The sequence below is a fragment of the Allokutzneria oryzae genome (assembly GCF_042429765.1).
GTDB classification, from domain to species: Bacteria; Actinomycetota; Actinomycetes; order Mycobacteriales; family Pseudonocardiaceae; genus Allokutzneria; species Allokutzneria oryzae.
The window spans coordinates 62,449-86,515 of record NZ_JBHLZU010000005.1 but is presented as its reverse complement, the minus strand read 5'-3'; the positions used below and the strand labels follow the sequence as shown (position 1 = coordinate 86,515).

The window sequence follows — 24,067 nt, the reverse complement described above, 5'->3', positions numbered from 1 at the left end:
GCGGCGTCCGCTGGGTGGGATCAGCGCCGTTGATGCGCGCGCCCGGCGCGACCCTTTGCCAGGGGGTTGTCACACCGGGGTCGTAGGCTGGCGAGGTGACAGATCCAGATCTCACGAGCGGCGCGCATCGGGCCTCCGGCGACCCCGGCGGGCTGCCGAAACTGAACAACCCGGTGATGGTGGCGGCGTTCGAGGGGTGGAACGACGCCGGTGACGCGGCGAGCACCGCGATCGAGCACCTGCTGCTGATCTGGGACGCCTCGCCGCTCGCCGAGATCGATCCGGACGAGTACTACGACTTCCAGGTCACCCGGCCGTCCGTGAAGAACGTCGACGGCGTGACCAGGCGGATCGAGTGGCCGACCACCCGGCTGTCGGTGTGCCGCCCGCCCGGCTCCGACCGGGACATCGTGCTGGTGCACGGGATCGAGCCGAACATGCGCTGGCGCGCCTTCTGCGCCGAGCTGCTGCGCTACGTCAACGAGCTGGAGATCACCACCGTGATCACGCTCGGCGCGCTGCTGATGGACAACCCGCACACCAGGCCGGTGCCGGTCACCGGGACGGCCTACGACGCGGAGTCGGCGGCCAGGTACTCGCTGGAGCGCTCGCGCTACGAGGGCCCGACCGGGATCGTCGGCGTCTTCCAGGACGCCTGTGTGCAGTCCGGGGTGCCCGCGATTTCCTTCTGGGCGGCCGTCCCGCACTACGTGTCCCAGCCGCCCGCGCCCAAGACCACGCTGGCCCTGCTGCACCGGGTCGAGGACGTGCTCGACGTGGAGGTCCCGCTCGGCGCGCTGCCGGAGCAGGCGGAGGAGTGGGAGCAGACGGTCAGCGAGATGGCCGAGGAGGACGAGGACGTGCGCGACTACGTCCGGTCCCTCGAGGAGCGCGGTGACCAGGACCAGGAGAGCAAGCTGACCGAGGCCAGCGGCGACGCCATCGCGGCGGAGTTCGAGCGCTACCTGCGCAGACGGTGGGGCGGCGGCGAGCCTCCGCGCTCGGGCATGTGACCGCTGGCGGGCGGGTTCGCACGGCTGGGCTGTACGCGGGCGGGTTCCTCGGGCCGTTCGGCGGCGGCGTGGTGACCGCGATGCTGCCCGAACTGGGTGACGCCTTCGGGGTGTCGGCGGGCGCGGCGTCGGCGTCGCTGACCGTCTACATGATCCCGTTCGCGGCGTTGATGCTCGTCTCGGGCACCTACGGCGAGCGATGGGGCGCGAAGCGCACGGTGGTCCTCGCGTACCTGGTGTACGTGGTCGCGTCGTTGTGCTGCGCGTTCGCCGGTTCGGAGGCGCTCTTCCTTGCCGGACGAGCGGTTCAGGGCGCGGCGAACGCGTTCACCACTCCCCTGTTGCTGTCCGCGGTCGCCGCGGTCACCCCCACGGAGCGACTGGGCACGGCGTTGGGGTGGTTCGCCTCGATGCAGGCGGCCGGCCAGACGTTCTCGCCGTTGGTCGGCGGGCTCACCGCGGAGGTGTCGTGGCGGTGGGCCTTCGTCGGTGTCGCGGTCGTGGCGATGGGACTCGCCGTGCTCGGCGTGCCCGGGGGCGAGCGGTCCGCCGCGACGAGCAGGCCCAGCCTGCGCAGCGCGTGGCAGCCGAGGGTGCTGCGGTCCGGCGTCGTGGCGATGCTCTGCTGGGGCTGTCTCGGCGGGTTGTCGTTCCTGGTCGCGCTGAGGCTGACCGACGGCTTCGAGCTCGGCGCGAGCACCCGGGGCGCACTGCTGACCGGGTTCGGCGTGTGCGGGTTGCTCACGGCGCGCGCGGTGGGCCGGGCCGTCGACCGCTTCGGCTCGACGCGGTGCGTGGTGGCGGGAGCGGTCGTCGGGGGTGGGCTGGTGCTGCTGGTCGGCGTGCTGCCCTGGCTGCCGACGGTCGCACTGGCGTGGGCGTTCGCGGGCGCGGCCACGCAGCTGATGCTGGTCGGGCTCAACGCGCTCGTGCTGACCTCGCACGGCGGCAACCGGGGCGGGGCGGTGTCGGTGTTGCAGTCGCTGCGCTTCCTCGGCGGCGCGCTCTCCCCCGCCGCGCTGGTCCCGGTCTACCACCTCAGCCCTGGCGCGGCGTTCGCTCTGCCAGCCGTCCTGCTCGCGGTCAGCGCTCCCGTGGTGCTTCCCCGGCAGCGACCAGAGCTGGACAGTCCTTGACGGCCGTCGAATCGTGCATGCACGGGTAGCACCACGGATACTCGTGGGCCCGGTTTCCCATGTGCGAGAACAACTCCCTGGCCTCGGCCCACCGTTCTGTCTGGGCGAGGACGTGGCTGACGACGGTGAGGTCGTGCAGCGCCATGGGTCCGACACCCACCCGGTGGATCTCCTCGGTGACCACGTCGGAGCGGTCGAAGGCGGCCGGTCGCCGACAGCCGTTCGGCTAGTCTCGCCGGAGGACGACCGTGCGACGAGGTGGAGAAGTCGGAACATGCGCAGCAACCGCGGATCGTCATGAACCCGACCTCCGAGTCCGCGGCGGGGAAGCCGAGGAAGTCCAGCAGACCGCCGCGGCACGAGGTGCCCGCGTGGAAGCACACCGCCGCCGCCGTGGTGGCGACGGTGGTGGAGATCGGCGCGTTCTGCTCGCTGCTGCTCGTGCTGCTCGGCGACAGCGCCCCGGACGTCGTCGACATCATCAAGTCCACCTTCGACCTGACCGGTCTCCCGGTGGACGGCAACGTCTTCATGGTGCTGGTGCTCGTCGTGCTCGGCGCGGCGCTGCGCAGGCGCAAGCGGGCCGCGCTGTGGGTCCTGGTGCTCTTCCAGGTGCTCTACGTCGTGGTCTACAACGCGATCGTCTCGCTGATCTGGCTGTACCTGCTGGCCATCGGCGACCCCGCGGTCTCAGAGGACGACCTGCGGGAGCTCGCGGTCTCGGACACGCTGTGGGACCTGGTGATGGCCAACCTGGTCAGCATCGGGCTGATCGTGTTCCTGCTGATCCTGCGCCCGGCGTTCCCCGCGCGGCTCAACGAGGGCGCTGGCTGGCGGGCGCTGGGCTCGCTGGCCGTCGGCATGCTGCTGATGACCCTCGTCGGCTGGATCGCCGCGCCGTTCTTCCCGGACGCGCCCACCGACTCGCTGCACCAGCTGGTCTGGTCCTTCAACCACGTCACCGGCAACTGGATCCCGATCGAGCAGCTCGGCATCCAGCTGGCGTCCACCTCCTGGCTGAGCTTCCTGCTGGAGCTGGGCGGAACGGTGGTCGGCGCGTACGCCCTCGCCAGGTTCTTCCGGTCGGCGCGCAGCAAGCGCCTGCTCAGCTCCGAGGAGGAGCTGGTGCTGCGGGAGCTGCTCGCCGAGCACGGGGAGAACGACTCACTCGGCTACTTCGCCACCCGCAGGGACAAGTCCGTCGTCTTCGCGCCTTCCGGCCGCGCCGCGGTCACCTACCGGGTCATCGGCGGTACCTGCCTGGCCAGCGGCGACCCCATCGGTGATGAGGACGCGTGGTCCTCGGCGATCGAGGCATGGCTCGCCGAGAGCTACAGCTACGGCTGGGTGCCCGGCGTGCTCGGCGCGAGCGAGAGCGGCGCGGAGGCCTACGCCAACGCGGGGCTCAAGGCGCTGGAGATCGGTGACGAGGCGATCCTCGACGTCCGCGAGTTCTCGCTGATCGGCAGGCAGCGCCGCAGCGTCCGCCAAGCGGTCAGCCGGGTCGAGCGGGCCGGGTACACCTCGCGCGTGCGCAGGCACGGGGAGATCCCGGCCGAGGAGATGAACCGCCTGATCACAGCGGCGCGGGAGTGGCGCGGTGAGGGCAGCGAGCGCGGGTTCTCCATGGCGCTGGGCAGGCTCGGCGACCCGTCGGACGCGCGGTGCGTGATGGTCGAGGCCTACGACTCCGAAGGGACGCTGCGCGGGCTGCTCTCGTTCGTGCCGTGGGCGCGGACCGGCCTGTCCATGGACCTGATGCGCCGTGACCGCGCCGCGGAGAACGGACTGAACGAGTACATGATCTGTGAGCTCGTCGAGGCCAGCGGCCGCCTTGGCGTGCAGCACATCTCGCTGAACTTCGCGATGTTCCGCGCGGTCTTCGAGGAAGGCGCCCGGATCGGCGCCGGGCCGGTGCTGCGGCTGTGGCGGCGCGCGTTGAGCATCGCGTCGCGGTTCTTCCAGCTGGAGTCGCTGTACCGGTCCAACGCGAAGTACGGACCGCGCTGGGACCCGCGTTTCCTGTGCTACCAACGGGGTCGCCAGCTCGCGCGGGTCAGCATCATCGCCGGTGTCGCGGAGGGCTTCGTCCCGAGCCGGCGCGCGCTGCTGCGCCCGAGCACGGCGCGGCGGGAGCTGCACACGCCCGAGGTGGCCGAGGAGTTCGTGCGGCAGGTGCACGCCATCGAGAACCGGGTCCGCGAGCCGCGGGTGCGGCGACGGCTGCCCGAGCAGGTGCGGGTGCGGCTGGACAAGCTCGACAGGCTTCGCGCCGAGGGGATCGACGCGTATCCCGTCGGCTTCACCAGGAGCTGCCGCCTCGGCGACGTGCGCGGCCAGGTCGGCGAGCTGCCGCCAGACACCAGGACGGGCAAGCGGGTCAGCGTCGCGGGCCGGGTCGTGGCCAAGCGCGAGGTGGGCAGGCTGTGCTTCGCGGTGCTGCGCGACTTCAGCGGCGAGCTCCAGCTCATGCTGTCGGTCGACGAGCTCGGCGAACGGCAGCTGGCCGCGTGGAAGTCCGCGATCGACCTCGGCGACCAGGTGGGCGTCGAGGGCGAGGTGGTCACGTCCAAGCGCGGCGAGCTCTCGGTGTCCGTGGCGAAGTGGGTGATCACCGCGAAGTGCCTGCACCCGTTGCCGGACAAGCGGAAGGGCCTCTCCGACGCCGAGGCCAGGGTGCGCAGGCGGTACCTGGACCTCGTCGTCAACGCGGAGTCGCGGAACATGCTGCTGGTGCGCTCGGAGGTGGTGCGCACACTGCGGGGTTCCTTGCACGCCAGGGGTTTTCTCGAAGTCGAGACGCCGATGCTGCAAGCCGTGCACGGAGGCGCGAGCGCACGGCCGTTCATCACCAACATCAACGCCTACGACATGCGGATGTACCTCCGGATCGCGCCGGAGCTCTACCTCAAACGGCTCTGCGTCGCCGGTGTGGACCGGGTCTTCGAGCTGAACCGCAACTTCCGCAACGAGGGCGCGGACGCCACGCACAACCCCGAGTTCACGATGCTGGAGGCCTACCAGTCCTACGCCGACTACACCACGATGCTGCACACCGTCCGCGAGCTCATCCAGGAGGCGGCGGTCGCCGCGCACGGGGCGCAGGTCGCGCGGCACCTCGGTCCGGACGGCGTGGTCACCGAGTACGACATCAGCGGCGAGTGGCCCGTCATCGGGGTGCACGAGGCGCTCGCGGGCCGGATCGGCGAGGAGGTCACCCCGGACACCTCGCTCGCCGAGCTCCGCGCGCTCTTCGGCAAGGCCGGGGTGGCGTACCAGGACGGGTGGAGCCGGGGGAAGTACGTGGTGGAGGCGTTCGAGCACCTGGTGGAGGGCTCGACGGTGCTGCCGACGTTCTACCGCGACTACCCCACCGAGGTCTCGCCGCTGACCCGCCAGCACCGAGGTGACCCCCGGCTCGCCGAGCGCTGGGACCTGGTGGCCTTCGGCGCGGAGATCGCCACGGCGTACTCGGAGCTGACCGACCCGCTGGAGCAGCGGGCGCGGCTGCTGGCCCAGTCGATGAAGGCGGCCAGCGGCGACGTGGAGGCGATGGAGCTGGACGAGGACTTCCTGCGGGCGCTGGAGTACGGCATGCCGCCGACCGGGGGCCTCGGCATGGGGGTGGACCGGCTGATGATGATGCTCTGCGGCGGCTCGATCCGGCAGACGGTGCTCTTTCCCTTCGTCCGGCCGGAGAACGTCCCGCACTGAGTCCACCGTCGTTCCGACGATCGGAAAAATGGACAAAGAAAGGGGAACCGGATGCCTGCGTGCGCCAGCAAGGAAATACGCGTGGGCGCCCGATCTCCGCGTTCCACTGTTTCGCTAGAGTGAACGAGGGACTTTTCTGGAGCGAGCGGGGGACTTGCGCCACATGACGAACAAGCAGGTCGAAGCGATGGTTCGGCGCCGCTGGGGGGTGCTGGCGATCCTGTGCACCAGCTTGTTGCTGGTCTCGATCGACGCCACCGTGCTGCACATGGCGATTCCCGCCATCGCCGATGAGTTGAAGCCGAACTACACCGAGCAGCTGTGGATCATCGATATCTACTCCCTGCTCGCCGCGCCGCTGCTGCTGGCCTTCGGCACGCTCGGCGACCACTTCGGCCGCAGGCGGGTGCTGGTGCTCGGCTACGTGGTCTTCGGCCTGGCGTCGCTGGCCGCCGCGCTGTCCACCACGGTGCCGATGCTGATCGCCTCCCGGGCGGCCCTCGGCGTCGGCGGCGCGATGATCATGCCGGCGACGCTGTCGATCCTGCGACAGGCCTTCCCCGACCGCGCCGAGCGCCGGATGGCCATCGGCGTGTGGAGCGGGGTCGCGGGCTCCGGCGCGGTGGTCGGTCCCCTGCTCGGTGGCTTCCTGGTGCAGAACTTCTCCTGGCACGCGGCGTTCCTGATCAACGTGCCGGTCATGCTGGTCGCGCTGCCGCTGACGTTCTGGCTCATCCCGGAGTCGTCCAACCCGCCGGGCGGCCGGTGGGACATCACCAGCGCGGCGCTCTCGGCGCTGGGTGTCGTCGGCATCGCGTTCGCGATCAAGCAGACCGGGCACGGCGGGCTGATGTCCGTGCTCGGGCCGCTTGCCGGGCTCGCGGGCGTGCTGCTGCTGGTCGCCTTCGTGCGCAGGCAGCGGCGGCTGGAGCACCCGCTGCTGGACGTCGCGCTGTTCACCCGCGCGCCGTTCAGCGTCGCCGTCGGCAGCGTGCTGCTGGTGATGCTCTCCCTGGTCGGTCTCGGCCTGTTCTTCGCCCAGTACCTCCAGCTGGTGCTCGTGCTGGAACCGCTGGACGCGGCGCTCAGGCTGCTGTGGGTGACCGGCGCCGCGGTGATCGGCAGCCTCGTCGCGGGGCCGCTGCTGCAACGGTTCAACAACCGGCTGCTCACCGTGGCGGGGTTCGCGGTGACCGGGCTGAGCCTGGTCCCCGCGGTGCTGTGGCTGGACACCACGGACAACAACGCGCTGCTGGCGCCGGTGCTGGCGGGTGTCGGGTTCGGTATCTCCATCGCGCTGACCGCGGCCTCGGACGCGCTCCTCGCCGCCGCGCCGGCCGAACAGGCGGGCGCCGCGTCGGCGACCGAGGAGACCGCCTACGAGCTGGGCGCGGGCCTGGGCATCGCCATTCTGGGCAGCATCATGGCCGTGGTCTACTCGGCGAACTTCCCCGTGCTCCCGGACGTGCCGCCGGAGGTGCTGGAGAACGCCCGCAGGGGCCTCACCGACGCCGCGGCCTCCGTCGGCGGTCTGCCCGCTCCGCTGACCGAGCAGGTGCTCACCGCCGCCCGTGAGGCGTTCGTCCTCGGCCTGCACGTCACCCTTATCGTCAGTGTCTGCGTGTTCGCCGTGGCGTCCTTCGCAGCAGCCCGCCTCCTACCGAAGACAGGTCCCGGCCAGCATGACCACCACTGAGATCCGCAAGGGCTGGCGCACGCCGGCCGTGTTCTACCGGCTGATCAGCAGCAGCGTGCTGCGCGCGGTGCTGGGCTGGGACTTCCCCGCCCACAACCTGAGGCAGTGGGTCGAGCCGGGTACCGGAACGACCTGCGTCGAGATCGGCAGCGGCGGCGGCTTCTACACCAGGCCGCTGCGCGCGCACCTGGGTGAGAAGAACACGCTCGTGGCGCTGGACCCCGCCGCGTCGAGCATGATGGCGCTGCGCGAGAAGCTGTCCACTGTGGACGGCGCGAGCATGCTCTACCTCGGCGGCGACGGCTGCAAGCTGCCCTTCGCCAGCGACAGCATCGACACCATGTTCTACGGCTACAGCCTGGAGGAGGTCCCCGACCCGCTGGCAGCGCTGACCGAGGCGCACCGCGTCCTCAAGCCGGGCGGCCAGCTGGTGGTCTTCCTGTGGCGACCGGTGATCATGCGGTCCCGGCGCGCCCCGGTGCAGCGGCTGCTGGACGAGATGTTCACCCGGCACGTGGTGCGCAGGGGACCGCAGAACATCCGGCTCTCCTACCGCAAGCCCTGACCTCAGGCGAAGAGGTTGTAGAAGCCGAACAGCCAGCCGGAGCTGATGATCAGGCCCGCCAGCAGCAGACCGCCGACCACACCGAAGAGCATGTCGCCCGCGCTGGTCGGGCGGTAGCACTCGGGGCAGTAGCAGCTCTCGGCCGGACGCGCGAGGTGCGCGGGCCGGCTGCGCAGCGAGCCGCGCGGCGGGGCCTGACGACGGCGCTGCGGCGCGCGTGCGGTCGAGCCGTATCGGTAGGCGTGAGCCGGCGTACTCATCGCTTGTCCTCCCCCTGAGGTCCCCGTCGTGATCACTTGTTGGACGTGGACTTCCCGGAGGCGGTTGCGTGTCAAACATCTCTTAACAAGATCGTCGCCAGACGCAACCGCCCCCGGTGGGTGCCGAGGGGTTCTTCCTGGCCTACAGGGCGATGCCGAGCAGGGCGTCCACCGCGTCGCGGACCAGGGCGGGGGCGGCGGTGTCGCCGCCGCGCCGGGTGAGCGCCTCCGCGACCCAGCCGTCCACCGCCGCGAGCGCGCGCGGGGTGTCCAGGTCGTCGCTGAGGTGGTCGCGCAGACGCTCCACAAGGGACTCCGCCGCCGGCCCCGCCGGCAGCGACACCGCCTCGCGCCAGCGGGACAGGCGGTTCTCCGCCGTCGCCAGCAACTCGGCGGTCCAGGAGCGGTCGCTGCGGTAGTGGTCGGCCAGCAGCGCCAGGCGCACCGCCATCGAGTCGACCTTGTCGGCGCGCAGCTTGGACACGAAGACCAGGTTTCCCTTGGACTTCGACATCTTCTCGCCGTCGAGGCCGATCATGCCGCTGTGGCTGTAGTGCCGGGCGAAGGGCGCCTGGCCGGTCAGCTGCTCCGCGTGCGCCGCGCTGAACTCGTGGTGCGGGAAGATGAGGTCGGAACCGCCGCCCTGCACGTCGATCGTGCCGCCGAGGCGGTTGACCGCGATCGCGGTGCACTCGATGTGCCAGCCGGGGCGGCCGGGGCCGAGCTCGCCGTCCCAGGAGGGCTCCCCGTCACGGGCCACCCGCCACAGCAGCGCGTCCAGCGGGTGCCGCTTGCCCGGCCGGTCGGGGTCGCCGCCGCGCTCGGCGAAGAACCTGAGCATCGTCTGCTCGTCGTAGTTGGACTCGTAGCCGAAGCGGCCCGTCGCGGTGTGGTCGAAGTAGATGTCGGGGTACTCGTCGTCGAGCCGGTAGGCGGCACCGGAGGCCAGGAGCTTGCCGACCGCCTCGATGATCTCCGGGATCGCCGCGACCGCGCCGACGTAGTCCCTGGGCGGCACGACCCGCAGCGCCTCCATGTCCTCGCGGAACAGCGCGGTCTCCCGCAGGCCGAGCACGACCCAGTCCTGGTTGTCCCGCTGCGCCCGCTCCAGCAGCGGGTCGTCGATGTCGGTGACGTTCTGCACGTAGTGCACCTCGTGGCCGTTGTCCAGCCAGATCCGGTGCACCAGGTCGAAGGCGAGGTAGGTCGAGGCGTGCCCGAGGTGGGTGGCGTCGTACGGGGTGATGCCGCAGACGTAGAGCTTGGCCACCTGCCCCGGCGAGGTCGGCCTGACCTCGCCGGATGCGGTGTCGTACAGCCGAAGCGGACGGGGCGCGCCGGGGACGCGCGGGACCGGGACAGATGACCAGGGTTGCATGGCTACGACCCTAGACAATTACCTGGCTCATCGTCTGCCCGCCGAGGGGGTTCGGCCCGCGCGAGCCTGCCCGGCCACCACACGGAGCGCCCGATGTGGATGGTCAGCGCCGGCACGAGCAGCGACCGGACCACGAGGGTGTCCAGCAGCACACCGAAGGCGACCAGGAACGCCAGCTGCGCCAGGAACAGCAGCGGCAGCACGGCAAGCGCCGCGAAGGTCGCCGCGAGCACCACCCCGGCCGAGGTGATCACGCCGCCGGTCACGGTCAGCCCGCGCAGCGTGCCGTTGACGGTGCCGTGGTGGACCGCCTCCTCGCGGACCCGGGTCATCAGGAAGATGTTGTAGTCGATGCCGAGCGCGACGAGGAAGACGAACGCGAACAGCGGCACGCTCGGGTCCGCCCCCGGCCAGCCGAGCACGTGCTCGAAGATCAGCCCGCTGACGCCGAGGGTCGCCGCGAAGGACAGCACCACCGTCGCGGTCAGCAGCAGCGGCGCCAGCAGCGAGCGCAGCAGCAGCGCCAGCACGATGACGATCACCACGAGCACAGCCGGGATGATCACCCAGCGGTCCCGCGACGACGCCTCCTGCACGTCGTACTGCAGGGCGGTGAACCCGCCGACCTTGGCCTCCGCGCCGGGGACGGCGTGCACGGCCTCGCGCAGCGTCCGCACCGCAGCGACGGACTCCGGGGAGTCGGCCGGAGCGGAGAAGGTGGCGAAGATCTGGACCTTCCCGTTGACGACCTTGGGCCGCAGCGCGCTCGGGTCGCTCGGCGGCGGCGCGCCAACGGGCAGGTCCAGGCCGATCGAGACGTCGGCGATGCCCTGCACCTTGGCCGCCGCCATCACCGCCGGGGCGGCCTGCGCGTTGGCGATGATCGCCGCCGGGCTGCCGATGCCGCCGGGGAAGTGCGCGGACAAGGCGTTCTGGCCGGTCACGGACTCGACCTTGGTGAGGAACAGGTCGGTCTGCGAGGTGCCAGCGGACGTGAACTGCGGCAGCAGCGCCGCGCCGCCGAGCAGCACCAGGGCGGTGACCATCCAGATCAGCCGTGGCCGCCTGCCCACCGCAGCGGAGACCTTGGCCCAGGAGCCGTGCTGCTCGACGTCGCTGGGCACCTTGGCGTGCTTGCCGGTGACCGCCATCGGCCGAAAGGGCCAGAAGGCGACCCGCCCGAAGATCACCAGGACGGCGGGCAGGAAGGTCAGCGAGGCCAGCAGCGACATCACGATGCCGGTGGCCGCGACCGGGCCGAGGCCGCGGTTGGAGTTCAGCTCCGACAGCAGCAGGCACATCAGGCCGAGCACGACGGTGCCCGCCGAGGCCAGGATCGGTTCGAAGGAGGCGCGGTAGGCCCTGCCCATCGCGGTGTACGGGGAGGCGTGCCTGCGCAGCTCCTCGCGGTAGCGCGCGACCAGCAGCAGCGCGTAGTCGGTCGCGGCGCCGAAGACCAGGATGAACAGGATGCCCTGGCTGGAGCCGGAGAGGGTGAGGACCTCGTTCGCCGCGAGCTCGTAGACCACGAAGGTGGAGCTGGCCAGCGCGAGCCCGGCCGAGGCGAGCACCAGGATGGGCAGCAGGGGGCTGCGGTAGACCACGACCAGGATCAGCGCGACCACGGCGGCGGTCACCCCGAGCAGCAGCTCGTCGATGCCCTTGAAGATGTCGGCCAGGTCGCCGAGCAGACCGGCGGGACCGGTGACGTAGGCGTTGAGCCCTGCGGGCAGGTTCTTGCCGACGACCTCGCGCAGCTCGGCGATGGTCCTGGCCAGCTGCGCCCCGTCCTGGGCGTCCAGCGCGGCCACGGCCTGCACCGCCATGCCGTCCTTGGCCAGGTCCGGCGGGGAGATCCTGCCTCCGACGCCGGGCAGCGCCGCGAGCTGGGCCAGCCGCTCCTGCAGGGCGTTCTGGTCGGTCATGGTCAGCCCGGCGGGACGCTCGAAGACCAGCACGGCGGGCAGCACCCGCTTGTCGGCGAAGCCCTCCTGGAGCTTCGTCGCCTCGGTGGACTCGGCGCTGGCGGGCAGGAAGGAGGCGTTGTCGTTCTTCTGCACCTCCGCGAGCCGGCTCTGGAACTGCCCGCTGAACCCGCCGAAAACCAGCCAGGCCAGCACCATCAGCGTGGGAAGCACCCACCGCCAGCGCGGTCGCCGCTCCTTCGGGAGCGCTACCGACGGGTTGGTGTCGCTGCGCACGGCCACGGGAGAAGTCCTCTCCTCTAGCGTCGCTCTCGTTGTACCAGGCAGCCATCATGCCGGGTGATCAACTGTTCCGCGCACCGACACAGCGGCGGTGCAATGTCCCAGATGGACGGTCCACCTATCGGGCGCACTCCGCGCGCGGATGTTTAGCGGCCTCAGCTACGCCGATTGCGCAAGTAGTCCGCGACAACGGCCGCGCCGAGCCCGTCCACCGTCGGCGCGAGCACACGTCCGCCGGAACGCCGCGCGACGGTGTCCACGAACGCCGCCAGCCTGGGGTTCTCCCCCAGCATGAACACCGTGATGCCCGCGCCCAGCCTGGTCAGCGCGTCGACCTCCACCAGGGTTTTCGCGATCGTCTCCCGGCGCGGCGGGTAGTCGAAGACCGCCTCGCCGTCGGGTTCGAGGTGCGCGGTGGGCTCCCCGTCGGTCACCACCAGCACCACGGGATGCGCGTCCGGATGACGGCGCAGGTGCCGACCGGCGAGCAGCAGGGCGTGGTGCAGGTTGGTTCCCTGTTCGTGGGCGCCCTCCAGAGAAGTCAGCTCGCCGATGTCCACGCTCGCCGCGTGCCTGCCGAAGGTGATCAGCTGGAGCTCGTCGGTGCGGAAACGGGTGCGCACCAGGTGGTGCAGGGCGAGCGCGGTGCGCTTCATCGGCACCCACCGTCCGTCCTGGACCATCGACCACGAGGTGTCCACGCACAGCGCCACGACGGCTCGCGACCGCTGCTCCGTCTCGGTGATCTCCACGTCGGTCACGTCGATCGACAGCGCGCCACCGGTTCCCGCCGTGCGCAGGACCGCGTTGCCGACGGTCCGGGCGGCGTCCCACGGCTCGGTGTCGCCGAAGCGCCACGGTCTCGTCGAGCCGGTCGGCTCCCCCGCAGCCCCCGCGCGGTGGGAGTCGCGTTCGCCCCGCGTGGCCCGCAGCTGACCGAGGACATCGCGCAGGGTGTCCTCACCCAGCCGCCGCAACGCCTTGGGGCTCAACCGGAGGTCGCCGTCCGGGCCGCGCTCCACCATGCCCTGGGCCCGCAGCTGCCGCTCCAGCTCGGCGAGCGCCCGCGCGTCCACAGTGGACTGTTCACCGAGGTGGCGCTCCAGGAGCTCGGTGTCGATGTCCTCCAGCCGCGCACCGGGATGGGACTGCGCGAGCTGTTCGGCCAACCGGTCCAGCTCCCCGAGCTCCTGCAACGCCTCGGTCGCCTCGGCCAGCCCCATCGACTCGCCGCCGCGGAAGCGGCCCCGCCCCGACCAGTCCTCCCCCGGCCGCAGCGCCCGCAGCTTCGCGTCCACTCCAGACAGTGCTTCCGCAAGCCGCGGATCGCCGAAAGCCTGCTGTGACAACGCGGCCAGCTCCGCGCGCTGCTCCGGCGTCATCGAGTTCAGCAACCGCTGCGCGGCGGCCGACCGGGCGGCGAGCATGTCGACCAGCTCGTCGGTGTTCTTCGGGTTCTCCGGGAAGAACTCGCCGTGCTCCCGCATGAACCGCTCGAACCGCTGCTGCGTGTCGGCGCGCCCCTGCGCGTGCGCGGCGAGCAGGTCGTCGAGGTCGGCGAGCATGCGCCGCACCCGCTCGGAGTCCTCCGGCCGCGCCTGTTTCAGTGCCTCGCGCATGCCCTTGAACCGCTGCTCCACCATCTGCTGGCCGAGCATCTGCTGGATCTGTTGGTAGGCCTCGGCGGCCTCGGCCGACCGCCAGTCGTAGTCGGCCAGCTCCCGCACGGCCCCACCGGCGTCGGAGGGCACCATGTCCAGCCGCAGCCGCCGGAACTGACCGTCCTCGCTGCTGTCGGAGTCCAGCGCACGGCGTTCCGCCTCCAGCGCCCGGTCCAGCAGGCGCCGCACCTCCTGCACGGTCCCGTCGAGCCGGTGCCGCCGCTGCAACGCCGCACGCCGCTGCCACACCTGCCGGGTCAGCTCGTCCAGCCCCCGGGTGCCGGGCATGCCCTGCCGCAGCAGCTCCCGCAACGCGGACTCGGGCGACGACCCGGCCATCACCTCCCGGCCGATCGCGTCGAGCGCCGCCCGCAGGTCCGGCGGCGGCGCGAGCGGATCACGGCCACCGTCCCACGGTCCGTACCGATAGCTGCCCGACTCGGCCATGCCCACCTCCACCTCCACCCTGTCACTCCCAACCCGGGCAACGCCAGTGCGCTACGCGAGGCGTTCGAGGACCGCGACCGCGGCCTGCGCCCCGTCCTCCGCGCTCACGGCTTCGCCGAGGCGGGCTGCGCGGGTGGCCGTCGACGGATCACCGAGGACCGAGCGGATCGCCGAGGCCAGGGACCGTGCCGTCAGCCGACGCTGCCCCAGTGGTTCCGCCGCGACACCGAGCGCGTGCAGCCGTCGGCCCCAGTACGGCTGGTCGGCGAAGAACGGGCACACCACCTGCGGGCGCCCTGCGGCGGTCGCGGCGGCCACGGTGCCTGCTCCTCCGTGGTGGACGATCGCCGCCATCTGCGGGAACAGCCAGTCGTGCGGGACTTCGTCGACCATCAGCACTTCTGGCGGCAGCTCGTGCGGACGCAGGCCGCCCCAGCCCGTCGCGACCACCGCGCGCACTCCCGCGAGCCGGATCGCGTCCAGGACCGCCGAGGTCAGACGGCGCGGGTCGCGGCCGACCATGCTGCCGAAGCCGATGTAGACCGGCGGCGGGCCCGCGTCGAGGAAGGTCGTCAGCTCACGGGCGGGCTGCCATCCCGGTGTCACCGAGGAGAACCAGTAGCCCGTGGTGTGCGTCCGGTCCGGCCAGTCGGTGGGCACCGGGACCACGTGCCCGCTGAACGCGTTCAGCACCGGCGCGGGGCTTCCGTCGGGCAACCGCAACGGGTTGTGCCGCGCTCGTCGCCTGGGCAGCCCGAGCTCTTCGCGCCACGCGTCGGTCGCGCGTGCGAGGCTGAGCACCGGCACGATGGTCACGCCGTAGCTCAGCCAGTTGAGCGCTCTCGGCAGCCGACCTGGCACGTAGGGACACGGGAACTCCTTGGTGGGCAACCACACCGGCACCAGCGGGGCTGGAACCGAAGGCACGCCAAGGGCTTCCGCGATGTGCGATCCGACGATCGCGAAAGGGTTGTGCACCACGAGGTCCGCGCCTTCCGAGGCGATCCGCCAGGCGTCCTCGAACATCGGCCGCGCGGTCCTGCGCGCCGTGCGGAACAGCTTCATCGTGGCGTACGTGCTGCCCTCCATCACCGTGCGCAGATCCCGGCTGTCGCTCACTGGGACCGGCCCCTGGCGCAGCCGCGCGAGGCGAACGCCACTGTGCTCGGCGTAGCCCAGCGAACGCGTCGAGACCGCCAGCACCGCGTCGTGCCCCGCCTTGCCGAGCGCCTCGGCCAGCCCGAGGTACGGCTGGGTGTCCCCCCGGCTGCCCGCGGTGAAGATCAGGACTCTCATCCCACGACCACCTCGCGCACGCGCTCGCGCAGCCACCCGTGCGCGGCGTCCGCGTCGTAGCGGCGGTGCCATGCCATCGACATCGGCAGCGGTTCCAACGGGAGCGGCACGTCGAAGACGCGAAGGCCGAGCCGGTCCGCGACCGCGGTGGCGAAGCCGCTCGGAAACGTTGCCACAGCGTCGGTTCCGGCCAGCATGTGCGCGGCTGCCGCGTAGGTCGGCACGGTCACCGCCACCCGCCGCCGCAGCCCGCGTTCGGCGAGCAGCGCGTCGATCGGGCCGCTGGTCCTGCCGCGCCGGGTGACGAGCAGGTGGCTCGCCTCGGCGAAGCGCTCGGCGCTCACGCGGCCCTTCGTCAGCGGGTGCCCGGCGCGGGCCACTCCGACGACGTGCTCGGAGTACAGCTGCTCCACGCGGACCGCGGGGCCGGTCGGGCCGAGCACGCCCACTTCGAGGTCGATCGCGCCGTCCTGCAAGGCGGTGGAGTCCTCGATGCCCTCGGCGAGGAAGCGCAGTGTCACGTTCGGGGCCTCAGCGGCGGCGCGTTCCACGAGCTTGCCTCCCAGCACGCCGATCATGGAGTCGTTGACCTGCAAGGAGAACGAGCGCGTCATCGTGGCCGGCTCGACCTCGGCGCCCTCGACGAGCACGGCCCTGGCCTGCTCGACGAGCGCGCGCACCTTGCCCTGCAACGCCAGCGCTCTCGGGGTCGGCACCAGCCCGCGCCCGGAGCGCACCAGCACCGGGTCGGACAGCGCGGCCCGGATGCGGCCCAGGGTCCTGCTGGTCGCAGGCACCGACAGGTGCAACCGCCGCGCCGCCCCGGTCACGCTGCCCTCCTCAAGCAGCACGTCCAGCGCGACCAGCAGGTTCAGGTCCATCGTGGGTTGCATGCAGCGCAACTTACCCTTGCAGATGTTTCACTTGTCGTTAATCCATAGGGTTCCTAGTTTCGGGTCGTGCGAAACACCGGAACATCCCCCCGTCGAGTGCTCGTGGTGACGACGCTGTGCGTCGTCCTGGTCGTCGGCATGGTGGCCGCGATCAACCTGGCCCTCCCCCAGCTCGCCGCGAGCCCCCTGCGCCCGTCGCGCACCGAGCTCGTCTGGATCGTCGACGGCTACCTGCTCGCGTTCGCGTGCCTGCTGATCCCCGGCGGCGCGCTCGGCGACCGCTACGGCAGACGGCGCGTGCTGGCCACCGGCCTCGCGGTCTTCGCGGCCGGTTCGGCGGTCGCCGGGATCACCTCGGACGTGTCCACGCTGCTCGCGGCGCGCGCGGTCAGCGGCACCGGCGCGGCCATGGTGCTGCCGAACACCCTGGCGCTGATCGTCGCGGTCGTCCCGCGGGACAAGCGCAAGGCGGCCGTCGCGACGTGGGCGTCCGCGACCGGCATCGGCGGCATCGTCGGCAACCTCGGCGGCGGCCTGCTGGTCGAGCTCACCTCGTGGCGCGGCCTGTTCGCCGCCGTGGCGCCGCTCGCCCTGCTCGCGCTGGCAGCCACCCTGCTCTGGACCCCGCGCACACCGACCAGTGACACTCCGATCGACCTGCCGGGGACCGCGCTTCTGGTGCTCGGGTTCGGCGCGTTGCTGTTCGGGATCATCGAAGCCCCCGAGCTCGGATGGGGCTCCGCCACCGTCGTGGTCGCCTTCGGCACGGCCGCCGCGCTGCTGGCGCTGTTCGTCCTGGTGGAACTGCGGCGCTCGCGTCCCCTTCTCGACCCACGCGTGTTCCGGTCGCCGATGCTGCGGGCCGGGACGACGGGCATCGCCGTTGTGTTCTTCGGGATGTTCGCGCTGTTCTTCGTCAACGGGCAGTACTTGCAGTACGTCCACGGCTTCGGCCCGATGGGCTCCGGCGCGGGCGTGCTGCCGATGGCCGTGGCCATGGTGGCCGGGGTCAAGGGCAGTGCCCGGCTGGGGCGGCGGATCGGCGAGCGCGGGCTGGTCGCGACGGGCCTGCTGCTCGTCGGCAGTGGGTTGGCCTTGTTGTCGTTGAGTGGAACCGAGACGCCGTACTGGGTCTACGCACTGCTGCTGGTGGTGACCGGCTTCGGGGTCGGCCTGGCCAACCCGACGCTCTCCGGTGACGTGGTCGCCGCACTACCGGCTCGGCAGTCCGGTGTGGCGTCCGGGCTGAGCGGCACCGCGCGCGAACTGGGCAGCGCGTTGGGCGTCGCCGTCCTGGCCACGGTCATGTCCGGTGCCGGTGGCGCGTTCCCGGACGCGATGGGTGCGGGCCTGCGTGTTGTGGCGGCTATGGTGCTGGTCGCCGGGGTACCCGTGGTCTGTTGGCGCCCCGGAGTGCCAATCAAGACCCGAACGGGTGATGATGGAGCGCACATGCACACCACCAGCCTCGCGGAGAGCCCGTGACCGACTGCGCCGCGCTCGCCGCCGCCCTGGCCGAGCCCCTGGCGGGAACCGCCCCGGTGGCGCCCGCCTGGCTCTGCCTTGAGCAGCCAGGCCCGTGGGGCAACGACGCCCTCGCGGACAGCCATCTCGACTCCGGGACCGGCGCCGAGCTGAACCGGCGGATGAAGGGCACCGGCGTGCGGGTCGTGCTGATCCGCCGCCCGGGACGTCACCCCGACCTGCACCGGCCGCGCCCGCGCCGGGTCTACCTCGCCTCGACCCGCCCCGGCGCGAGCTGGCTGGCCCGGAACACCGTCGACGACGCCAAGCAGCTGCTGGACCTGGACTTCACCGCACTCGCCCACGGCGACCGGCAGGGCTTCGGCACCCTGACCGCCGACCCGCTGCTGCTGGTGTGCACCAACGGAAAGCGGGACCGGTGCTGCGCGCTGCTCGGCAGGCCGATCGCCGCAGAGCTCGCCGCGCAGCACGGTGAAGCGGTCTGGGAGAGCACGCACACCGGCGGTCACCGCTTCGCGCCCGCCGTTGTCGCCCTGCCGACCGGGTACGTGCACGGCAGGCTGGACGGGCAGCAGACCCGCCGGCTGCTCACGGCGACGGCGGCGGGCGAGATACTGGCGGAGGGCTGCCGGGGGCGGGCGACGTGGACCCGCGCCGGACAGGCAGCGGAACTCGCGGTGCGCGAGCTGACCGGCGACCGCGACGCGAATTCCCTTGCGGTACAAGGTGACGAGGCACTGCCGAGCGGCGAGCACATGGTCACCGTCGCCCACAACGACGGCAGGCTGTGGCGCGTGCGCGTGGTGGAGGAAATCCAGCGGCCTCCGCGCGCGAACAGCTGCGGCAAGGCCCCGACGGAACCCGTGTCCTTCCGCGCGATCCTCTAACACCTGCCCCGCAAACCGTCCCGATCCCCCCGAGGCACCACCGCCCCCGCCCTCATGGACCAGCTGGCGCGGCCGGGCTTCTCGCGTTTTGTCACCTTGATGCGCGAAAGAGCGCTCCCATTTCGCGCTATGGCTACAAAACGCGAAAAGGAGGCACGCGGAGTGGAGAGGGCGCCAGGGGGGTGAGGGCGCCAGGGGGTGGTGAGGGCGCCAGGGGGTGGTGAGGGCGTCAGGGGGTGGTGAGGGCGTCAGGGGGTGGTGAGGTGGGGTTGCCACGTGCGGGACACGACTAGAAGCGGTAGCGCAGAATCCTGGCCTTGCGGGCGATCGCCTTGACGTGTCCGCACAATCGCGTCGTCACGCGCAGCCACAGCGGGAACAGGTCGACCTCGGGGACGTGGGCGAGGCTGGTCTCCTCGACGAGCCGCAGTCGCGGCGCCCAGCGTTCGGGCGTGCGCGGGTCGTTGAACCCGGCGTAGCTCCGCAGGTCGGTGATGCCCCTGGTGCGCGGGAAGAGCCGCATCAGCCACAGGGCGAACGCCATCCGGCCGTAGTCGTTGAACACCAGCTCCCCGCTGGCGAAGTGGTCGGTCAACGCGCGGAACAGCGTGCTGATCTCCTGCTCGGACAGGAACGCGAACAGGCCGTCGGCCACGACCACTGTCGGCCGGTCGCGGGGGATCCCGTCCAGCCAATGGGGATCGGCGACGGACGCGCCAACGGTGTGCGACGGCGGCAGCAAGCGGTCCCTGAGCGCGATGACCTCGGGGAAGTCCACGTCGTACCAGTCGACGGTCGCCGGTGGGGCGATGCGGACCATCCTGCTGTCGAGCCCTGCGCCGAGGTCGACGACGACCGCGTCCGGGTGCTCGGCGACGAACCGCCGCACGGCTCGGTCCAGCAGCAGGGCCCGCAGTGCGACCTGCCCGACGATGCTCGCCCCCTGCGCGAGCTTGGCGTAGTCGTGGTCGATCTCCTTGACCAGCTCGGCCGCCGTGGTGTCCCCGAGGATCGGGCGCGGCAGCGCGGCGTCGGCAGCCCTGTTGATGAGCGTGATGAAGAGCGTGTCCTGCACCGGTGTCAGGTGCTCGGCCGTGATTCCCATGAGCCCCTCCTTTTCTGTTTCATCAATTCGAAAGCTACACCCCGCAACGGTGGACCAACAACCCGGAAATACCTGTTTGCAATGGTGGTGAACGGAAATGCAACGACGACATAGTTGCAATGAGCTGCGGGTGAAAGCACACTGGGCACATGCCGGGAAGACGCCTCACCCACACCGATCGAGACCGCGTCGCCGCCGGGCTGGCGCACGGCAAGGGCTACGCCGAGATCGCCAGAGAGCTGGGCCGCCCGACGTCGACGATCAGCCGCGAGGTGGCTCGCAACGGAGGACCGGAGCACTACCGCGCCGACCACGCGCAGCAGGCGGCCGATGTGCGCGCGAGCAGACGACCACCGACGACCCCACCGCCACGGAGGAACGTCACCGACGACCTCGAAGAGCGCTTCGCGGAGAAGATGACGCTGACCGGCTTCCCCAAGATGACGAGCCGGGTGCTGGTGTGCCTGTTCAGCGCGGGGACCGGCGGTCGCACTGCCGCGGAGCTGGTGCGGCGGCTCCAGGTCAGCCCGGCGTCGGTGTCCAAGGCGATCAGCTGGCTCGAACAGCTGAGCATGGTGCGACGCGAACGCGACGGCCGGCGGGAGCGGTACGTCGTCGACGGCGACATCTGGGAACGCGCGTGGCTGCACAGCGCGGAGTCGATGCGGAGCTGGGCCGAGGAGGCGAAGGCGAGCGCGGCCCTGCTCGACGCGGAAACCCCTTTCGCCGCGAGACTGACCGAGATGAGCCAGTTCTTCGAGGTCGTGCACCACGACATGATGGTGACGGCGAGGACATGGCGGGAGCGCGTCACTCACTAGCGCCTGTCCTGCAAGCCGTCCCGATCCCCTATGCGGCGCACCGCCCCCGTACCCCCGTGCGCACGTGGACTGGCCAACGTGGTCGGCGTTTTCGCGTTTTGTCACCTTATTGCGCAAAAGAGCGCTCCCAAATCGCGTTAAGGCTCCATAACGTGAAATGGGGGCACGCGCGAGAGGGCTCCAGGGGAGTGAGGCGGTGTTACCACTTACAGGACACGACCTAGGCTGATCACCGTGGGGGAGAACAGAACCGGCAGGGTGCTGTTGCTGGGCGGGGTCGCGGTGTACGCAGCGGCGCTGCTGACGGTGCTCCTCACCGGCAACACAGGGGTGCGCTACACCGCCGACCATGACGACACCCGTCCACTGTGGCTGGTGTGGATCCCAGTGCTGGCAGGGTTTCTGGTGGCCTGGCTGCTACCGCCCAAAAACCCCGCGCCCGATCCGTTCGCAGGAACAGAACCCCGCAAGACCACCTCACAGGCCTGGTCACTGGCCGGGCTCGCGGTCGCCTTCGCCGTGGGCTACTACCTCTCGCCGCGCGGAGACCTGTGGTTCGTCGGCCTGAAGTGGTTGCTGCTCCTGATGATCCCGCTCGTGCTGGTGAAGGTCACATGGCGGGAATGGTCCACAGTGGATCTGCGAGGCCGTTGGCTGCGCCCGCTGCTGGCTGTGGCCGTCTACATCGGACTGGTCTCCACGCTCACGCCGTGGACCGGAAGCCGCGCACCGGACCTGCTGGTGGTCCTGTTCGTGTTCCTGGCGAACTCGTTCCTGGAAGAGGTGTTCTACCGCTTCTGGTTGCAGACCAGGCTGGAGTCCCGGTACGGGCGCTGGCCCGCGATCCTGCTCAGCTCGCTGCTGTGGGCGTCGTGGCACGTCGCCATCCAAGGCGGCGACGGCCTGCCGATCGACCTGGACTCAGTCGTGGTCAACCAGGGGGTCGCCGGGATCTTCCTCGGCTATCTCTGGTCCCTGCACCGCAATCCCTGGGCGCTCGTCCTGGCCCACGGCCTGGTCAACGCACCGATCGGCATGATCATCGCGATGGTCTGACACGCCGGGAACGGCGGCGGCGAACAGCGCCCGGCCCAGGGTGTGCGGATCGTCCATGCCGAGCGCGCTCAACGCGTCGTCGGGCAACGCCAGCAACGAGATCGACACCCCGAGGAAGTAGGCGTCGAGCAGCCCGGCGTCGCGCGGCGTGGTGTCCAGACCGGCGAATCGGTGCACCGCGACCACGCCCTCGGCGTTGGCCTTGACCATCTCGCCGAGCGCGGCGCGCACCTCGGGACGGCGCACACCCTCCAGGTAGAGCTCGAACATCGCCAGCGTCTGGGTGCGGTCACCGGAGAGCGCCCGCGCCAGCATCGCGGGGTAGAGCGCGCCGACCTGGTCCGGCGTCACACCGGCCGGGGTGGTCTCCCGCAGGACCTGGACGGCCGCGTCGTGCTCGTCCGCCATCCGCTGCGCCGCCGCGACCAACAGGGAATTGCGGGTGGGGAAGTAGTTCTTGGCGGTGCCGATCGGCACCTCGGCCTCGCGGTCGACGGCTCGGTGGGTGAGGCCTCGGCCGCCCTCCCTGGCCAGCACCTCGATCGCGGCGTCGGCGAGCAGCTCGCGCCGCGAGTGTGCCCGTGCTCCAGAAGTCATCGCCGTCCCCGACCCGCCACCACGACACGACCACCCTAGCTGTGGTGGTCGCGTTCTCGCTCGTCGGGGCGGATCTTGGCCCCGGACGGCCGGCACGCCCGCGAAAACCGCTTCGAGGGTGCCGACCCGGTGTGCCATGGTCTCCGCCGTGTCCGCTTCGCGTTGTTCGTTGCTGCATTGGCAGTTCGACCTGACCTGGTCGTTGTTCGAGTTCCACCTGGAGCGACTGGTCGAGGAGGACTTCCTGTGGGAGCCCGCCGCCGTCTGCTGGACGGTCCGGCGCCACCCCGACGGCGCGTGGCGGCCGGACTGGGACGAGGCCGAGCTCGACCCCGTCCCGGTCCCCACGATCGCCTGGCTCACCTGGCACATCGGCTGGTGGTGGAGCGTCACGCTGGACCACGCGTGCGGACACGCGCCGAGGGAGCGGACGGAGATCACCTGGCCCGGCGACGGCGAGCGGGCCGTGACGTGGCTGCGCGAGCTGCGCGCGGAGTGGGTGGCGGTGCTGGACCGGCTCACCGACGCCGACCTCGACCCGGTCGCCCCGTTCCCGTGGCAGAACGACCCCGAGCACCGCGTTGCCCACATGATCGCCTGGGTGAACTCCGAGCTGATGAAGAACGTCGCCGAGATCGGCGAGATCCGAATGATCCGCGCCTCCTCCGCGTGACCGTCGCCCCTACCCGATCACGACCGGCTGTGGCCGGACATCGCCCAGGCAGTGTCCGGCACCCCATCGCCGCGCCGAAACGCGTGGGCAGGTCCCAGGCCTCGCCCGCAAATAGCGACTCCCCCCTTCCCCGCCGCCCACCGCCCACCGCCCCCACCCCTTCGTTCGCGTTTTGTAGCCTTAATGCGAAATGGGAGCGCTCTTTTGCGCATCAAGGTGACAAAACGCGAAAAGTCTGACCACGCCAGCACGCGGAGCAGGGCGGCACCAGGGCGACGTGCGGGGCGACGTGCGGGGCAAGGCCTACCGGAGGCGGCGGTTGTAGGCGGCGACGAGGCGGTTCTGGTCCTCGCGGAACGCCTTCTCCAGGCTGCTTTCCAGGAGGCCGCCCACACCGAAGATCCTGGCTTCCACGGCGACCTCGGCGACCGCCCGGCATCTGCCTCCGGCCACGGGCTCGACGCGGAGCGCGCCCTCCATGCGGATCTTGTCGCTCTGGACCGACGGCGTCCGCGCCCACGTCCAGACCCCCGGCGCGGCGAACCCGGCCTTCTCGGTCTCCCCGTAGGAGGAGCCGAACAGCTTCCGCACAGGGCCGGGCCACGAGCGGGCGGGGTCGAACGCCACCGTCCGCTTCGTGTCCTGCCCCGAACCCGAGCGGTCGGCGACCTCCCAGCGGTGGTAGCCCACCTCGCCCACGAACACCTGCTTGCTGAGCTCGTCGTCGAGGAACAGCGCCCAGAACCCGGCTTCGTCGGTCGAGACCTCGTGCGCCATCGTGAATCTGCCCATGCGGCAACGGTAGGAACGCGTTGATCTTCCGTGGAAGACCCGCCACCCGGTCGGCACAGCACGTGTAGGGCATGCGCCCAATCCGGGATTTCTCACCGTGCCAACGGCAAACGAGGCGGAGGGCGTCGTGGCGCGACCGGTCAGTCCTTTGTGGACATACCGACCGCGAGTGGCCCGTCCGGCGACCCGGCGGTGCCGACGAGCGCTCCGCCCAGCAGCACCAGGCGCAGGCCGCAGACACAGCGCACGTATCGCACCGCGCCGGCGGAGGTGAGGTGCGAGGACATCGTCGACGGGCCCGCGTCCCCGACGGGCCATCCGCAGTTCGGGCAGGCCACCGCGTCCGGAATCTCATTGCGCTGCATGCCCCCAGCCTGCTGTCATG

19 protein-coding genes and 1 pseudogene are annotated in these 24,067 nt (G+C 71.1%); 10 read left to right on the top strand and 10 right to left on the bottom strand.

Annotated features, from left to right (window positions below; all coding sequences use genetic code 11):
- Window positions 1-95 precede the first annotated feature (95 nt).
- The 5 genes from ACFFQA_RS05735 to ACFFQA_RS05715 all read left to right on the top strand — a co-directional run bounded on the left by ACFFQA_RS05735 (window position 96) and on the right by ACFFQA_RS05715 (window position 8,124).
- Window positions 96-1,013 carry a PAC2 family protein gene (locus ACFFQA_RS05735; protein ID WP_377850575.1) on the top strand — a complete coding sequence of 306 codons (918 nt, stop codon included), beginning with the start codon at window positions 96-98 and terminating at the stop codon, window positions 1,011-1,013.
- Window positions 1,010-2,149, top strand: coding sequence for an MFS transporter (locus ACFFQA_RS05730; protein WP_377850574.1), 1,140 nt, complete (start codon window positions 1,010-1,012; stop codon window positions 2,147-2,149). Before ACFFQA_RS05735 ends, ACFFQA_RS05730 begins: the two co-directional genes overlap by 4 nt.
- 297 nt (window positions 2,150-2,446) lie before the next feature.
- On the top strand, window positions 2,447-5,863 hold the full coding sequence (gene lysX, locus ACFFQA_RS05725; RefSeq protein WP_377850573.1) for a bifunctional lysylphosphatidylglycerol synthetase/lysine--tRNA ligase LysX: 3,417 nt from the start codon (window positions 2,447-2,449) through the stop codon (window positions 5,861-5,863).
- A gap of 163 nt (window positions 5,864-6,026) precedes the next feature.
- Window positions 6,027-7,559 carry an MFS transporter gene (locus ACFFQA_RS05720; protein ID WP_377850572.1) on the top strand — a complete coding sequence of 511 codons (1,533 nt, stop codon included), beginning with the start codon at window positions 6,027-6,029 and terminating at the stop codon, window positions 7,557-7,559.
- Window positions 7,546-8,124, top strand: a complete 579-nt coding sequence (locus ACFFQA_RS05715) for a class I SAM-dependent methyltransferase (protein WP_377850571.1) — start codon at window positions 7,546-7,548, stop codon at window positions 8,122-8,124. Before ACFFQA_RS05720 ends, ACFFQA_RS05715 begins: the two co-directional genes overlap by 14 nt.
- 2 nt (window positions 8,125-8,126) lie before the next feature.
- Here ACFFQA_RS05715 and ACFFQA_RS05710 read toward each other — a convergent pair whose 3' ends face one another.
- The 6 genes from ACFFQA_RS05710 to ACFFQA_RS05685 all read right to left on the bottom strand — a co-directional run bounded on the left by ACFFQA_RS05710 (window position 8,127) and on the right by ACFFQA_RS05685 (window position 16,266).
- The gene (locus ACFFQA_RS05710; RefSeq protein ID WP_377850570.1) at window positions 8,127-8,384 is read right to left on the bottom strand and encodes a hypothetical protein; all 258 of its coding nucleotides are present in this window, start codon (window positions 8,382-8,384) and stop codon (window positions 8,127-8,129) included.
- Between the two features lie 142 nt (window positions 8,385-8,526).
- Entirely contained in the window at window positions 8,527-9,762 is a 1,236-nt protein-coding gene (mshC, locus tag ACFFQA_RS05705) for a cysteine--1-D-myo-inosityl 2-amino-2-deoxy-alpha-D-glucopyranoside ligase (RefSeq protein WP_377850569.1), read from the bottom strand.
- A 2-nt stretch (window positions 9,763-9,764) separates the two neighbouring features.
- Window positions 9,765-11,885 (bottom strand): MMPL family transporter, encoded by a 2,121-nt coding sequence (locus ACFFQA_RS05700; RefSeq protein WP_377850797.1) that lies wholly within the window; start codon window positions 11,883-11,885, stop codon window positions 9,765-9,767.
- Between the two features lie 239 nt (window positions 11,886-12,124).
- Window positions 12,125-14,077 (bottom strand): hypothetical protein, encoded by a 1,953-nt coding sequence (locus ACFFQA_RS05695; RefSeq protein WP_377850796.1) that lies wholly within the window; start codon window positions 14,075-14,077, stop codon window positions 12,125-12,127.
- 51 nt (window positions 14,078-14,128) lie between these two features.
- The gene (locus tag ACFFQA_RS05690) at window positions 14,129-15,373 is read right to left on the bottom strand and encodes a glycosyltransferase (protein WP_377850568.1); all 1,245 of its coding nucleotides are present in this window, start codon (window positions 15,371-15,373) and stop codon (window positions 14,129-14,131) included.
- Entirely contained in the window at window positions 15,370-16,266 is an 897-nt protein-coding gene (locus ACFFQA_RS05685) for a LysR family transcriptional regulator (RefSeq protein WP_377850567.1), read from the bottom strand. Before ACFFQA_RS05685 ends, ACFFQA_RS05690 begins: the two co-directional genes overlap by 4 nt.
- Window positions 16,267-16,332: 66 nt before the next feature.
- On the opposite strand from ACFFQA_RS05685, the gene ACFFQA_RS05680 reads away from it, so the two are divergent.
- On the top strand, window positions 16,333-17,751 hold the full coding sequence (locus ACFFQA_RS05680; RefSeq protein WP_377850566.1) for an MFS transporter: 1,419 nt from the start codon (window positions 16,333-16,335) through the stop codon (window positions 17,749-17,751).
- On the top strand, window positions 17,748-18,638 hold the full coding sequence (locus ACFFQA_RS05675) for a ferredoxin family protein (RefSeq protein WP_377850565.1): 891 nt from the start codon (window positions 17,748-17,750) through the stop codon (window positions 18,636-18,638). The genes ACFFQA_RS05680 and ACFFQA_RS05675 overlap by 4 nt, the downstream gene beginning before the upstream one ends.
- A gap of 289 nt (window positions 18,639-18,927) precedes the next feature.
- Here the strand turns inward: ACFFQA_RS05675 and ACFFQA_RS05670 are convergent, their stop codons facing one another.
- Complete coding sequence (locus tag ACFFQA_RS05670) at window positions 18,928-19,743, bottom strand: class I SAM-dependent methyltransferase (protein WP_377850563.1); 816 nt, start codon at window positions 19,741-19,743, stop codon at window positions 18,928-18,930.
- Between the two features lie 149 nt (window positions 19,744-19,892).
- On the opposite strand from ACFFQA_RS05670, the gene ACFFQA_RS05665 reads away from it, so the two are divergent.
- Window positions 19,893-20,564, top strand: a complete 672-nt coding sequence (locus tag ACFFQA_RS05665; RefSeq protein ID WP_377850562.1) for a GbsR/MarR family transcriptional regulator — start codon at window positions 19,893-19,895, stop codon at window positions 20,562-20,564.
- 585 nt (window positions 20,565-21,149) lie between these two features.
- Window positions 21,150-21,530 (top strand): annotated as a pseudogene (locus tag ACFFQA_RS05660) (CPBP family intramembrane glutamic endopeptidase); the annotation flags it as partial.
- On the opposite strand, the gene ACFFQA_RS05655 reads toward ACFFQA_RS05660, so the two are convergent.
- Window positions 21,486-22,217 carry a TetR/AcrR family transcriptional regulator gene (locus ACFFQA_RS05655; protein ID WP_377850561.1) on the bottom strand — a complete coding sequence of 244 codons (732 nt, stop codon included), beginning with the start codon at window positions 22,215-22,217 and terminating at the stop codon, window positions 21,486-21,488. The pseudogene ACFFQA_RS05660 and the gene ACFFQA_RS05655 overlap by 45 nt on opposite strands.
- 148 nt (window positions 22,218-22,365) lie before the next feature.
- On the opposite strand from ACFFQA_RS05655, the gene ACFFQA_RS05650 reads away from it, so the two are divergent.
- Window positions 22,366-22,890, top strand: a complete 525-nt coding sequence (locus tag ACFFQA_RS05650) for a DinB family protein (RefSeq protein WP_377850560.1) — start codon at window positions 22,366-22,368, stop codon at window positions 22,888-22,890.
- Window positions 22,891-23,193: 303 nt separating this feature from the next.
- Here ACFFQA_RS05650 and ACFFQA_RS05645 read toward each other — a convergent pair whose 3' ends face one another.
- Both ACFFQA_RS05645 and ACFFQA_RS05640 read right to left on the bottom strand, forming a co-directional pair.
- Entirely contained in the window at window positions 23,194-23,682 is a 489-nt protein-coding gene (locus ACFFQA_RS05645; RefSeq protein ID WP_377850558.1) for a DUF2505 family protein, read from the bottom strand.
- Between the two features lie 140 nt (window positions 23,683-23,822).
- Window positions 23,823-24,047, bottom strand: a complete 225-nt coding sequence (locus tag ACFFQA_RS05640) for a hypothetical protein (RefSeq protein ID WP_377850557.1) — start codon at window positions 24,045-24,047, stop codon at window positions 23,823-23,825.
- Window positions 24,048-24,067 lie beyond the last annotated feature (20 nt).

What these genes read in the sequence shown, in the direction of transcription:
- lysX (WP_377850573.1), top strand. Translation starts at nt 2,447, where the DNA reads ATGAACCCGACCTCCGAGTCCGCGGCGGGGAAGCCGAGGAAGTCCAGC.
- ACFFQA_RS05720 (WP_377850572.1), top strand. Translation starts at nt 6,027, where the DNA reads ATGACGAACAAGCAGGTCGAAGCGATGGTTCGGCGCCGCTGGGGGGTG.
- ACFFQA_RS05715 (WP_377850571.1), top strand. Translation starts at nt 7,546, where the DNA reads ATGACCACCACTGAGATCCGCAAGGGCTGGCGCACGCCGGCCGTGTTC.
- ACFFQA_RS05710 (WP_377850570.1), bottom strand. Translation starts at nt 8,384, where the DNA reads ATGAGTACGCCGGCTCACGCCTACCGATACGGCTCGACCGCACGCGCG.
- mshC (WP_377850569.1), bottom strand. Translation starts at nt 9,762, where the DNA reads ATGCAACCCTGGTCATCTGTCCCGGTCCCGCGCGTCCCCGGCGCGCCC.
- ACFFQA_RS05700 (WP_377850797.1), bottom strand. Translation starts at nt 11,885, where the DNA reads ATGGTGCTGGCCTGGCTGGTTTTCGGCGGGTTCAGCGGGCAGTTCCAG.
- ACFFQA_RS05695 (WP_377850796.1), bottom strand. Translation starts at nt 14,077, where the DNA reads ATGGCCGAGTCGGGCAGCTATCGGTACGGACCGTGGGACGGTGGCCGT.
- ACFFQA_RS05690 (WP_377850568.1), bottom strand. Translation starts at nt 15,373, where the DNA reads ATGAGAGTCCTGATCTTCACCGCGGGCAGCCGGGGGGACACCCAGCCG.
- ACFFQA_RS05685 (WP_377850567.1), bottom strand. Translation starts at nt 16,266, where the DNA reads ATGCAACCCACGATGGACCTGAACCTGCTGGTCGCGCTGGACGTGCTG.
- ACFFQA_RS05670 (WP_377850563.1), bottom strand. Translation starts at nt 19,743, where the DNA reads ATGGGAATCACGGCCGAGCACCTGACACCGGTGCAGGACACGCTCTTC.
- ACFFQA_RS05665 (WP_377850562.1), top strand. Translation starts at nt 19,893, where the DNA reads ATGCCGGGAAGACGCCTCACCCACACCGATCGAGACCGCGTCGCCGCC.
- ACFFQA_RS05655 (WP_377850561.1), bottom strand. Translation starts at nt 22,217, where the DNA reads ATGACTTCTGGAGCACGGGCACACTCGCGGCGCGAGCTGCTCGCCGAC.
- ACFFQA_RS05645 (WP_377850558.1), bottom strand. Translation starts at nt 23,682, where the DNA reads ATGGGCAGATTCACGATGGCGCACGAGGTCTCGACCGACGAAGCCGGG.
- ACFFQA_RS05640 (WP_377850557.1), bottom strand. Translation starts at nt 24,047, where the DNA reads ATGCAGCGCAATGAGATTCCGGACGCGGTGGCCTGCCCGAACTGCGGA.